Annotated in this window: 11 protein-coding genes; 7 read left to right on the top strand and 4 right to left on the bottom strand. The window is 66.7% G+C overall.

All coding sequences use genetic code 11. The features are described 5' to 3' along the window. The first annotated feature begins 163 nt into the window (after window positions 1–163). The 5 genes from ACH13J_RS13195 to ACH13J_RS13175 all read left to right on the top strand — a co-directional run bounded on the left by ACH13J_RS13195 (window position 164) and on the right by ACH13J_RS13175 (window position 6250). Window positions 164–868, top strand: coding sequence for an FCD domain-containing protein (locus tag ACH13J_RS13195; RefSeq protein WP_397543807.1), 705 nt, complete (start codon window positions 164–166; stop codon window positions 866–868). Continuing rightward, on the top strand, window positions 858–1766 hold the full coding sequence (locus tag ACH13J_RS13190; protein ID WP_397543806.1) for a dihydrodipicolinate synthase family protein: 909 nt from the start codon (window positions 858–860) through the stop codon (window positions 1764–1766). Before ACH13J_RS13195 ends, ACH13J_RS13190 begins: the two co-directional genes overlap by 11 nt. After that, entirely contained in the window at window positions 1763–3253 is a 1491-nt protein-coding gene (locus ACH13J_RS13185) for an aldehyde dehydrogenase (RefSeq protein ID WP_397543805.1), read from the top strand. Before ACH13J_RS13190 ends, ACH13J_RS13185 begins: the two co-directional genes overlap by 4 nt. A gap of 63 nt (window positions 3254–3316) precedes the next feature. Further along, the gene (locus ACH13J_RS13180) at window positions 3317–4870 is read left to right on the top strand and encodes a trimethylamine methyltransferase family protein (RefSeq protein ID WP_397543804.1); all 1554 of its coding nucleotides are present in this window, start codon (window positions 3317–3319) and stop codon (window positions 4868–4870) included. 48 nt (window positions 4871–4918) lie between these two features. Continuing rightward, window positions 4919–6250 carry an FAD-dependent oxidoreductase gene (locus ACH13J_RS13175; protein ID WP_397543803.1) on the top strand — a complete coding sequence of 444 codons (1332 nt, stop codon included), beginning with the start codon at window positions 4919–4921 and terminating at the stop codon, window positions 6248–6250. Window positions 6251–6269: 19 nt separating this feature from the next. Here ACH13J_RS13175 and ACH13J_RS13170 read toward each other — a convergent pair whose 3' ends face one another. Genes ACH13J_RS13170 through ACH13J_RS13160 form a run of 3 tightly spaced genes read right to left on the bottom strand, consistent with a single transcriptional unit; the run spans window position 6270 to window position 9342 of the window. Continuing rightward, window positions 6270–6683, bottom strand: a complete 414-nt coding sequence (locus tag ACH13J_RS13170) for a hotdog fold thioesterase (protein WP_397543802.1) — start codon at window positions 6681–6683, stop codon at window positions 6270–6272. Then, a complete protein-coding gene (locus tag ACH13J_RS13165) occupies window positions 6680–7702 on the bottom strand; it encodes a phosphotransferase (protein WP_397543801.1) in 1023 nt (340 codons plus the stop codon). Before ACH13J_RS13165 ends, ACH13J_RS13170 begins: the two co-directional genes overlap by 4 nt. Then, on the bottom strand, window positions 7699–9342 hold the full coding sequence (locus ACH13J_RS13160) for a long-chain fatty acid--CoA ligase (RefSeq protein WP_397543800.1): 1644 nt from the start codon (window positions 9340–9342) through the stop codon (window positions 7699–7701). Before ACH13J_RS13160 ends, ACH13J_RS13165 begins: the two co-directional genes overlap by 4 nt. 142 nt (window positions 9343–9484) lie before the next feature. Between ACH13J_RS13160 and rpe the strand changes: the two genes are divergently transcribed. Next, a complete protein-coding gene (rpe, locus tag ACH13J_RS13155) occupies window positions 9485–10183 on the top strand; it encodes a ribulose-phosphate 3-epimerase (protein WP_397543799.1) in 699 nt (232 codons plus the stop codon). A gap of 108 nt (window positions 10184–10291) precedes the next feature. Continuing rightward, window positions 10292–11581 (top strand): acetylornithine deacetylase/succinyl-diaminopimelate desuccinylase family protein, encoded by a 1290-nt coding sequence (locus ACH13J_RS13150; RefSeq protein WP_397543798.1) that lies wholly within the window; start codon window positions 10292–10294, stop codon window positions 11579–11581. A 45-nt stretch (window positions 11582–11626) separates the two neighbouring features. Here ACH13J_RS13150 and panC read toward each other — a convergent pair whose 3' ends face one another. After that, window positions 11627–12472, bottom strand: a complete 846-nt coding sequence (gene panC, locus ACH13J_RS13145; protein ID WP_397543797.1) for a pantoate--beta-alanine ligase — start codon at window positions 12470–12472, stop codon at window positions 11627–11629. Between the last annotated feature and the right edge of the window lie 42 nt (window positions 12473–12514).

The following is a 12514-nucleotide window of genomic DNA, read 5'->3' as shown; positions in this document are numbered from 1 at the left end:
CTCGCGCATTCAGAAAACCGTGAAAGGCCCCGCTTCGGCGGGGCCTTTTTCATTTCGACGGCCGGTGCGTGACCCATGCAATCACCGCGCAAGCGAGGTTCGTCGAACCGTCTGGACGAATGAATACAAAATGTATACAAAACGTATCCAGAAAGGAGCCGCCATGACCGCAGACAGGAAGACACACTGCCTTGAAGACCTGCGCATGCGGATCTTGCGGCAGGACATCGCGCCGGGGTCGGAACTCGACGAGGCCAAGCTGTGTGGCCAATACGGCCTGTCGCGTACGCCGATGCGCGAGATATTCCAGCGCCTGAACGGCGAGGGCTATGTCACGCGAGAAGAAAACAGGGGCGCGAAGGTGGCGTCGATGGATCTCGGCGTGATGCGGATGTTTTTCCAGACGGCCCCGATGATCTACGCCAACGTTGCACGCCTGGCCGCCGAGAACCGCCGCAGCGAAGAGATCGGACCGCTGGAGGACATACAGGACGCGTTCCGCAGGGCGACAGAGGCCGGCCATGCCGGCGAAGCTGCCCTGCAGAATCACAGCTTTCACCTGCAGATCGGCCAGATGGCGCACAATCCGTACCTGCTGCCCAGCCTGAAGCGGATGCTGATCGACCACACGCGGCTGAGCCAGACCTTTTACCGGCCGGCCTCGGCGGACGAGACATTGCGCGTCAAGAAGGCCTGCGAGCAGCACGAGGCGATGATCGTGGCGATCGAACGTCAGGAGCCCGCGGTCGCCGTCGATCTGACGTTGGAGCACTGGGATCTTTCGCGCGACCGGCTGGAGCGGTTCGTCAGCCCGGATCCGCTGCCCATCGACGTGATTTCAATGAAGGACCGCGGACATGCAGTTTGAAGGCATCTGGACGCCTATCGTCACGCCTTGCCATGACGACGGCACGATCAACCATGCGGCGCTGGCCGATACGGTTGAGCGGCTGATCGCGGCAGGGGTGCATGGCATCATCTCGGCCGGGACAACCGGTGAGTACTATGCCCAGACCTTCGAGGAGCGGGTGCAACTCGCCCGGGCCACGAAGGAGATGATCGCGGCGCGCGTGCCGTTGGTGGTGGGCACGGGCGCGCTGCGCACCGAGGACAGCATCGCGTTTGCCCGGATGGCGAAGGAGGTGGGCGCCGATGCCATCCTCGTCGCCACGCCGCCCTATTCGATGCCGACGGGCCGAGAGATCGCGCTGCACGCGCTGGCCATCGACCGCGCGGTGAACATGCCGGTTATGCTCTACAACTATCCCGGGCGGATGGGCGTGAACATGGACGAGGACACGCTCGACCGGCTTGGCCGCTCGCCCAATTTCTGCGGCATCAAGGAAAGCTCGGGCGATATCAACCGCCTGCACATGATCGCGCGCGATTATCCGCATCTGGGTCTGCTTTGCGGCATGGACGACCAGGCGCTGGAATTCTTCGCCTGGGGCGCGCGCGGCTGGGTCTGTGCCGGGTCGAATTTCGCGCCCCGGGCGCATGTGGCGCTTTACAGGGCCTGCGTGATCGAGGGCGATTTCACCAAGGGGCGGGCCATCATGTGCGCGATGATGCCGCTCATGCGCGTGCTGGAACAGGGCGGCAAGTTCGTCCAGTGCATCAAGCACGGGCTGACCATGCGCGGCATTCCGGCCGGCCCGCCGCGCAAGCCGCTGCAGCCGCTCAACAAGGATGACAAGCGCGCGCTGGAGGAGGTGATCCGCACCATGGACACCACGATCGCGCGGATCACGGGAGAGGCGAAATGACCGACTTGCTGACACGTGCCGAGTACGCCGCCATTGCCGTGGATCTGGACTTGCCTGCCGCACCCTACGTCGATGGCAAGTTCCGCCACGGGAACGGTCCGGGCATGGATACGGTGAACCCGGCCACGGGCGAGGTGCTGACAACCATCAGCACTGCCAATCGCAAGGACGTGGACTTTGCCGTGCAAAAGGCGCGCGAGGCGTTCGACCGGGGTGAATGGTCGCGCCTTCACCCGTCCGCGCGCAAGGATGTGCTGATCCGCCTGTGCAAGCTGATAAAGCGGCGCAGGCGCGAGCTGGCTGTCATGGAGAGCCTCGATTCCGGCAAGCCGATCAAGGACTGCGAGGAAACAGACATCCCCGAGGTGATCCACACGATCAAGTGGCATGCCGAGCTGATCGACAAGATCTACGACCAGACCGGCCCCACGGGCGACGACGCGATCAGCATGATCGTGCGCGAGCCGCTGGGCGTGGTCGCGGCCGTTCTGCCGTGGAATTTCCCGCTACTGATGATGGCGTGGAAAATCGGCCCGGCGCTCGCGGCCGGCAACTCGGTCATCGTGAAGCCCGCCGAGCAGACCAGCCTGACGGCGCTGCGGTTGGCCGAGGTTGCGCATATGGCGGGCGTGCCCCGCGGTGTGCTGCAGGTGCTGCCGGGCGACGGGCCGGGCGTGGGCGCGCCGCTGGGGATGCATATGGGCGTCGACATGGTCAGCTTCACCGGCTCGACCGAGACGGGCAAGCGGTTCCTGCGCTATGCGGCGGACAGCAACCTCAAGAAGGTGACGCTGGAATGCGGCGGCAAGAACCCCGCGGTGGTGCTGGAGGACGCCGAGAACCTCGACCAAGTGGCAAGCCATGTCGTCAACGCGGCCTTCTGGAACATGGGCGAGAACTGCTCGGCCAGTTCGCGCCTGATCGTGCACGAGGCGGTGAAGGCGCCGCTGATGGAGCGGATCACCGCGCGCCTGCGCGACTGGCGCACCGGCGATCCGCTCGACCCGGCGATGCATCTGGGCGCGCTGGTGGATGATGCGCATTGCCGCAAGGTTTGCGGCTATCTCACCGGCGAGCCCGTTGCGGGCGGCAAGGTGGACGGCAATTTTGTCGACCCGACCGTTTTCGAGGTCGATCGCCAAGACCCAAGGGCGCGGGAGGAAATCTTTGGCCCCGTGCTCTCTGTCATCGCGGTATCCAGCACCGAGGAAGCGATCCAGCTTGCAAACGACACCGAGTACGGCCTCGCGGCCTCTGTCTTTACCGGCAACGTGCGCCGCGCGATCCGCGCCGCGCGCGACATCCGGGCGGGCACGGTGACGGTGAATTGTTACGGCGAGGGCGACATTTCCACGCCGTTCGGCGGGTACAAGCAGTCAGGCTTCGGCGGGCGCGACAATTCCATTCACGCGCATGACCAGTTCACCGAGATGAAAACCATCTGGATCGACCTGACCGATCCGAAAGACGGTGACAACGTCGCGTAAGGGGCACCACGCCCACGGCACAACGGTGGATCGGCACCCACCCTGCGAAAAGGACGACGCATCATGGCTGATGTGGCAGAGAAGAGAGCGGCCCGGCGGGGCCGCGGGGCCCGGACCTTGGCGCGGCAAAAGCGCGATTTCACGATGCTGCCCGCGCTGAGGCGCGCGCTTCCGCTGACGGAGCCGATGGATGCGGGGCAGGTCGAGCGTGTCGATGCGGCCTCGATGCATATACTTGAGAATGTCGGCGTGGTGTTCCGCGACCCGGTCGCGCTCGACGACTGGCGCGCGGCGGGGGCAAGGGTCGATGGCGAAACCGTCTATCTCGACCGCGGGCTCGTGCGCGACCTCATCGCCACGATCCCTGAAACATTCACCATCCACGCGCGCAACCCGGCCAACAACCTGCCATTCGGCCGCGACCACGCCATTTTCGTGCCGATGACGGGCGCCCCCTATCTGCGCGACCTCGACGACGTTCGCCGTAACCCGACGCTGGAGGATCTGGCGAACTTCCACAAGCTGGCCCACATGCTGCCGGCGCTGCACAGCTCGGCGCATCACATCGTGGAACCCTACGATCACCCGATCAGCCAGCGCCACCTGCGCATCACCTATTCGTCCATGAAGCATTCCGACAAGACGTTCATGGGCATGACCACCTCTCCGCGGAACGCCGAGGACGTGATGGAAATGTGCGCCATCCTCTTCGGCGCGGATTTCATGGAGGATCACCCGGTCGTCACCGGCAACTGCAACGGTAACTCGCCGCTGGTGTGGGATGAAACCATGCTTGGCGCGATGCGGGCCTTTTGTCGGCGCAATCAGCCGGTGCTGTGCTCGCCCTTCGTGCTGGGGGGCGCCAACACGCCGGCCAGCGTCGCGCCCACGGTGGCGCAGCTCAATGCCGAGGCGCTTTCGGCGCTGGCCTACACGCAGGTGATCCGCAAGGGCGCACCGGCGATCTACGGCCATTACCTGTCCACTGTCAGCATGAAATCCGGCGCGCCGATGGCCGGCACGCCCGAGATCAGCCTGATGAACATGATGATCGGCCAGATGGCCCGCCACTACGGCGTGCCGTGGCGGTCCTCGACCAATCTGGGCGGGGCCAAGACATTTGATGCGCAGGCCGGCTATGAAAGCGCTAGCACGCTGATGGCGTTGCAGATGGCCGGCACCAACTACATGTGGCATGCCGCCGGCTGGAACGAGGCCGGGATGCACTGCTCGATGGCCAAGTTCGTGGTGGATGCCGAGCAATGCGCGATGGCCTATCGCATGGCCGAGGGCATCCGCTGGGACGATTTCGACGAGGCCATCGCCGCGGTGGGCGATATCGGGCCCGGCGGCCATTACCTGGGCCACGAGCACACGCTGGCCAATTTCCAGCGCGCTTTCTTCATGCCCGAGCTGTTCGACAACAACGCGATCGAGCAATGGGCGGCCGAAGGCGGGATCGACACGAACATTCGCGCGCTCAACCATGCCCGCGAGTTGCTGGCCAGTTACGAGGAACCGGCGCTCGACCCGGCCGTGGACGAGGCGCTGCGCGACTATATCGACCGTCGCGAACGCGAGATACCGGCCGAGGACGCGCTGAACCAGCAGTATTGAACGCGGCACGCGCTATTGCGCGTGCCGGGCTTGGGAAAGGCTGATGCAATGAGGGTGACCCGCCTGCCGGTCGACCCCGGCCCTGCCGGATGGAACGAGATTCTGCCAGACCCCGGGCCTGCGCAGGAGCTCGAGGAACGCACCACCGCCGATTTCCTCGTGATCGGCGGCGGTTTCGCGGGGTTGGCCGCCGTGCGGCGGCTGGCACAGCTCAACCCCGGCGCGCGTATCGTCCTGCTGGAGGCCAAGCGCATCGGCGAGGGACCGGCCGGGCGCAACACCGGCTTCATGATCGATTTGCCGCATGACCTGTCCTCGCAGGATTACGGCGGCGCGGTAGAGGCCGACAAGGCGCAGATCCGCGCCAACCGCGCGGGGATCGACTTCGCCGCCGGCATGGCTGCGGATTTCGGACTCGGTGAAGAGGCTTTCGCGCGGTCGGGAAAGACGAACGCGGCGGCCACCGAAAAGGGCCATCGCCACAACCGTGATTATGCCGCCCACCTCGCCCGGATGGGAGAGGAGCACGAGATGCTCGATGCCGCGCAGATGCGCGAGATGACGGGGAGCGGGTTTTATTGCAGCGGCCTCTATACCCCCGGCACGGCGATGATCCAGCCCGCGCTTTTCGTGCGTGGCGTGGCGCGCGGTCTGTGCTCCAACCGCGTGCGCATCTTCGAGAACAGCCCCGTTACCGAACTCGAACGCAACGGCGCATGGAACGCGGTCACGCCCAAGGGCCGGGTGGCGGCGCCCAAGGTCATCCTCGCGGTGAACGGTCATGCCAACAGCTTCGGCCATTTCCGGGGGCGGCTTCTGCACGTGTTCACCTACGCCTCGATGACCCGTGCGCTCACGCAAGGGGAATGCCGGCAGCTCGGCGGCCAGCCCCGTTGGGGCGTGACGCCGGCCGATCCAATGGGCACGACGGTGCGGCGGATTTCCGGCACGGGGGGCGACCGTATCGTCGTGCGCAACCGTTTCACCTGCGACCCTTCCATGCAGGTGAGCGCGGCACGGATCGCGCGGGTGGCGCGCAGCCATGACACGGCATTCGCCGCGCGCTTCCCGAGCCTGACCGGCGTGGAGATGGAGTATCGCTGGGGCGGGCGGCTTTGCCTGAGCTGGAACGGCGTACCTGCCATGGGCGAGGTAGAGGACGGTCTCTATTCCGCGTGCTGCCAGAACGGGCTCGGCACGGCCAAGGGCACGATGCTCGGCATGGTCACCGCCGAGCTCGCGTCGGGCCACCGCTCTGCCCTGCTGGACGAGGTCATGGCGCAGGATCCGCCCAAGCGCCTGCCGCCCGGGCCGGCCACGTTCATCGGCGCCAACGCGATCATGCGATGGGGCGAGTTCAAGGCCGGGCGCGAGTTGTAGCGCGGGGATGATGCGGGTTTCAGCGCGCGGTACGGTACCTGAACACGCCCGTCGCCGTGGCCATGAGCGTGCCGGTCTCGTCCGTCAGCCGGCCCTCTGCAAAGTAGGTTTTGCGGCCGCCGCCCGTCACGGTGGCATCGGCGATGAGGCGGGTGCCCCGGGGCTGGCCGAGGTAATTGACGGTCAGCGACAGGGTGAGCGCCATCTGGCGGCGGTCGGGATCGCCGGTGTAGCAGCCGGCATAGCCCATCGCGCTGTCAAGAAGCGTGGCGTGGATGCCGCCATGCGGCAGGCCCTGCCGGTTGGTCACCCCTTCCCACAGAGGCATCTCCACCCGCGCCGCGCCCGCCGACCACGCGGTGAGTTCCATGCCGAGCAGCTCTTGCAGCGGATAGGGCGGCTCCACCAGCCGCGGATCTCTCTCGCCGGTCATGCGGTTGCCGCCTCCAGCCCGGCGCGGGCGAATTCGGGGACGTATTCGCCCAGCTTCAGGCCGCGCTCGGGGTCCGATGCGTTGCCATCGAGCGCGCGTTTCTTCACCCCCTGCAGGATCGCGGCCATGCGGAAGAAGCAGAAGGCGAGGTAGAAGTTGAAATCGCCGATCCCCGACAGGCCGCGGCGCGCGCAGTAGGCGTCGATGAAACGCTGATCGGACCAGAGGCCGAGCGCCTCGCGATCCACCCCGGCCAGCCCGCGCCCCTCGGTCGTGGCGGGCATGGACCATTGCATGATGACGGCGGCAAGATCGGCATAGGGGTGGCCGATGGTCGAGAGTTCCCAGTCGAGCACGGCCAGGATTTCCGCGCGGTCGCGGGCATAGAGCAGGTTGTCGAGCCGGTAGTCGCCGTGGACAAGGGTGCGCTGGCCGTCATCGGCGGGCATGTTGGCCTGCAGCCAGCCGATCAGCGCCTCCATGTCGGGAAGGTCCTCGGTCTGGGTGGCGTGATACTGCTTGGTCCAGCGGTCGGTCTGGCGCTGGCAGTAATGGCCGGGCGGGCCGAAATCGGAAAGGCCCACCGCGTCGATGTCGACCTCGTGTATGGCGGCGAGGACGCGGTTCATCTCGTCGATGATGGCAGAGCGTTCCTGCGGGGGCTGACCGGTCAGGCCGGGCTGGTCGAAGCTGCGGCCGTCGATATGCTCCATGATGTAGAAGGCCGAGCCGATCACGCTGTCATGCTCGCAAAGCGCGTGCATCTTCGCCACCGGAACGCCTGTGCCCTGCAAGGCGCGCTGCACGCGGAATTCGCGGTCGACGGCGTGGGCGGATTTCAGGAGCACGCCGGGCGGCTTGCGGCGCAGCACGTAGGCGCCCGAGGGTGTATCGAGCCGGTAGGTGGGGTTCGACTGCCCGCCCGAGAACTTGGTGGCCGTGACCGGGCCGGCGAAGCCGGGGATGTTCTGTTTCGCCCAGGCCCCGACCGCCGCTTCGTCAAGCGCGAGGCCGCTCATGCGCCGCCCTCGCGGAATTCGGGCAGCACGTAGCCTTCGAACTGCTTGCGCAGCGTGAGCTTGGAGACCTTGCCGGTGGCGGTGAGCGGCAATTCGTCGACGAACACGATGTCGTCGGGCAGCTGCCACTTGGCGAAATGGCCGGACATGTGGGCGTGAATGTCGTCGAGCGCGGGGCGGCTGTCGCCCGCGGGGACGGCCACCAGCACGGGCCGTTCATCCCATTTCGGGTGGGGCACGGCGATCACCGCGCAGGCCTTGATGCCGGGATGCGCGGTGGCGTGGTTTTCCAGGTCGATGGAGCTGATCCATTCGCCACCGGATTTCACGAGGTCCTTGGCGCGGTCGCGGATGATGAGGCGGCCATCCTCGCCCACGGTGGAAACGTCGCCCGTGCCGAACCAGCCCTCGGCGTCGAAGGCGGCTTGGGTGGCGCCCTCGTTTTCGTAATAGGCGCTGATGACGGTGTTGCCGCGCACGTAGAGCTCGCCCGTGGCGTCGCCGTCATGGGGCAGGCGTCGGCCCGCGTCGTCGACGATCTTGAACTCGACCCCGAAGAGGCGGCGGCCGGCCCCTGTCTTGGCGTCGATCTGTTCGTCCTTCGGGGCATCCTTGAGCCAGGCGGGCAGAACGCCGCGGGTGCCGATCGGGCTCATCTCGGTCATGCCCCAGGCCTGGTTGACGTTGATCCCCATCCCCTCGAAGGCGGCGATCATGGCGCGGGGGGCGGCCGCGCCGCCGACGACGAGATCCGCGAATCCTCTGGGCGGCCGGCCGCGCTTTTCGATCTCGGCCTGCAAGCCCGCCCAGACGGTGGGCACGCCCCAGGCGGTATAGACCTCTTCGGCCTCCATCAGGTCGTATAGGCTGGCCCCGTCGAGGTGGCGGCCGGGCATCACCATCGTCATGCCCGCGAGCGGCGCGGTATAGGGCATCCCCCAGGCGTTGACGTGAAAGAGCGGCACCACGGGCAGGGCGCGGCGCCCGGCCGAGAGGCTTTGGGGGTGGCCCGCCACCACGTAGAGCGCGTGCAGCACGGTGGAGCGGTGGGAATAGAGCGCGCCCTTGGGGTGGCCGGTGGTGCCGGAGGTGTAGCAAAGCCCGGCGGCGGTGGTTTCGGGGAATTCGGGCCAGGCCATCGATGTCGGCTGGCCCCCGAGCAGCTCTTCGTAGCACAGCACGTCGAGATCGGTGTCGGGCATGTGGGCGCGGTCGGTCATCACCACGATCCTGATGCCGCTGGGCATGTCGCCCCTGAGCGCCTCGACGAGGCCGATCAGGCTGAGATCGACGAAAAGCACGCTGTCGCCCGCGTGGTTGAGGATATAGCTCATCTGTTCGGCGGGCAGGCGGGGGTTGACCGTGTGGCAGACCGCGCCGATGCCGGAGACGCCGTAGTAAAGCTCGAAATGTCGGTGGCCGTTCCAGGCCAGCGTGGCGACACGGTCGCCTTCGCCTATGCCGAGCCCCCGGAGCGCGTGGGCCAGTTGCGCCACCCGGCCCAGCACCTGCGGATAGGACAGGCGGTGCAGGTCGCCCTCGTCGCGGGCCGATATGATGCCCTGATCTGGAAACGCCTCGGCCGCGAAGGTGAGGATATCGATGATCCTCAGGTCGCGGTGCATCATCATGCCCTGCATCGGGGGCAGCCTCTCGCAAGTTCCGGCTCTGGCGGAACGTTGGCACAAAGGGCATCGCGGATCAATCTGCGCCGGCTTGACCCCGTGGCGGGCGGAGCGCTAGAGCGTTCCTCACAGGTCCGCAGCATCCAGGAGCCACCGCATGAGTATCGACCGTTCCATAAAAATCGCTCCGTCGATCCTCAGTGCCGATTTCGCGGATTTCGGACGGGAAATCCGCGCGATCGAGAGCCAGGGCGCCGACTGGGTGCATATCGACGTGATGGATGGCCATTTCGTGCCCGCGCTGACATTCGGCGCACAGGCGGTCAAGGCGTTCCGCCCGCATGTCGAGACCTTCATGGACGTGCACCTCATGATCTCCCCTGTCGATCCCTACATCGAGGCTTATGCCGAGGCCGGCGCAGACATGATCACGGCCCATGTCGAGGCCGAGTCGCACATTCATCGCACGATGCAGTCGATCCGGGCGACGGGAAAGATGGCCGGGGTGTCACTGAACCCCGCCACCCCGCTGGAAAGCATCGAGTACCTTCTTGACGAGATCGACATGGTGCTGCTGATGACGGTCAACCCCGGTTTCGGCGGGCAGAAATTCATCCGCAGCGGCATCGAGAAAACCCGGCGGCTGCGCGAAATGATCGGTGATCGTCCGGTTCACATCCAGGTGGATGGCGGGATCACGCCGGAGACGGCGCCGCCCGTCGTCGCGGCCGGTGCGGATGTTCTGGTCGCGGGATCCGCCGTGTTCAGGGGTGGATCGGCAGACCGGCCGGAAGTGTATGGCGAGAACATGCGCGCCCTGCGCACCGCGGCGGAGGCGGCACGCCCGGCGGCATGACGGCCCGGCCCCGCAGAGCCGGCAAGTCCTGCACAGCGCGCCGACCGATTGCCTTTTTCCCCGCGTCGATCAGGTGCTAGGGTTTTGCAGTCGGGAGGGAGCGGGTGCATGGTCACGGCAGACGATCTCAGCGCGGAAATCTCGGCGCGGCGAGAGGAGCTCGTCGCGCTTGCACAAGACCTCATCCGCATTCCCACGCTCAACCCGCCGGGGCGGGAGTATAGAACGATATGTGACTACCTCGATCGCCGGCTGCGGCGGGCGGGGTTTGAAACCCGGCTTGTCCGGGCCGAAGGCGCGCCCGGCGACAGCGACCGGTATCCCCGCTGGAACATCATCGCGCGGCGCGAAGGGACACGGCAGGGCCAGTGCGTGCATTTCAATTCGCATATCGACGTGGTCGAGACGGGCCATGGCTGGACCGTCGACCCCTTCGGCGCGGAGCTGCGCGACGGCAGGGTTTACGGGCGCGGGGCCTGCGACATGAAGGGCGGGCTGGCCGCCAGCATCATCGCGGCCGAGGCGTTCATCGCCCTGGTGCCCGACCATCCCGGCGCGATCGAGATCTCGGGAACGGCGGACGAGGAATCCGGCGGCTTCGGCGGCGTGGCCTACCTTGCCGAGCAGGGCTGGTTCGGCCCCGACAGGGTGGACCATGTCATCATTCCCGAGCCGCTTAACAAGGACCGCATCTGCCTGGGCCATCGCGGTGTCTGGTGGGCCGAGATCGAGACAAGGGGCGAGATCGCCCATGGCTCGATGCCGTTTCTGGGCGATTGCGCGGTGCGGCACATGGGGGCGGTGCTGCGGGAAATGGAGGACAGCCTCTTTCCCGCGCTGGCCGGGAAGCGCACCGAGATGCCCGTGGTGCCCGAGGGCGCGCGCCAGTCCACGCTCAACATCAACTCCATCCATGGCGGCGCGCCGGAACAGGAAGTGGACTATACCGGCATGCCCAGCCCCTGCGTGCCCGACCGCTGCCGCATGGTGATCGACCGGCGTTTTCTCATCGAGGAGGACATCGACGAGGTGCAGGCCGAAATCCGAGCGGTGATGGAACGGGTCCGCGACGGCCGGCCCGGGCTCGACTACGAGATCCGCGAGCTCTTCCGCGTGCTGCCCACGATGACCGCGCGCGAGGCGCCCGTTGTCGCCGCCGTGGCCGCGGCCGTGCAGGAGGTATTCGGCCGCGAGGCGGATTACGTCGTCAGCCCCGGCACCTATGACCAGAAGCATATCGACCGGATCGGGCGGCTGAAGAACTGCATCGCTTACGGGCCGGGCATTCTCGACCTCGCCCACAAGCCGGATGAATACGTGGGCATCGAGGACATGGTGCAATCGGCGCAGGTGATGGCCTTGGCCTTGTGCGATCTGCTGAACGGGGCGCCAGATTGAGGGGCCCGAAATCCGGTCGCGAGGGATGCGACACCGGCGGCGGCCTTACACCGCGATATTGTCGATCAGCCGCACGCCCGCGAGCCAGGCGGCGGCGAAGAGGCGGGCGGGCCGCGTGGGGGTGTCCAGCAGGCGCAGGTCGTCGGCCGCGCGCAGGTCGAGATAGTCGACCCGGGTGAAGCCGGTCGCCTCAAGCCGGTTTATCGCGGCGCGCTGCAGGTCGCCGAAGGGCTTTCCCGCGGCGAGTTGCCCGGACACCCGTTCCAGTTCCTCGAACAGACGGGGGGCCAAGGTTCGGGCGCGGTCGCTGAGCAGCAGGTTGCGCGACGAAAGCGCCAGCCCGTCGATGTCGCGGATCGTGGGACAGCCGTGCACGTTGATGCCCAGGTCGAGGTCGCGCGCCAGCCGGCGGACGACCTGCAGCTGCTGGAAGTCCTTCTCGCCGAAGAACGCGTCGGTCGCCGTGGTCTGCGTGAAGAGCTTGGTGCAGACCGTCGCCACCCCGTCGAAATGCCCCGGGCGGTGCACGCCGTCCATCACGTCAGTGAGCCCGGCAACGGAAACGGTGGTGGCGAAACCGTCGGGATACACCTCCTCCGGCCGGGGGATGTAGAGCGCGTCAACGCCGAAGCGGGCCAGCTTGCGCGCATCCTCTTCTTCCGTGCGGGGGTAATTGGCGAGATCGTCCGGGTTGTTGAACTGTTTGGGATTGACGAAGATCGTGACGATCACCCGGTCGCACGCCGCTTTCGCGGCCTCGACAAGCGACAGGTGCCCCTCGTGCAGCGCCCCCATGGTCGGTACGACACCGATACTTTGCCGGGCGTCATGCCAGCCGCGGGTCTGGCTGCGCAGATCGCACAGCCGGCGCAGGATCTGCGGCCCCGTCATGCGATCCCCTCCCAAGCTTGGCGGTCCGCGCTGGATCGGGCA

This window comes from Roseovarius salis (assembly GCF_044472985.1).
GTDB classification, from domain to species: Bacteria; Pseudomonadota; Alphaproteobacteria; order Rhodobacterales; family Rhodobacteraceae; genus Roseovarius; species Roseovarius salis.
This window is presented reverse-complemented; position numbering and strand designations above follow the sequence as displayed.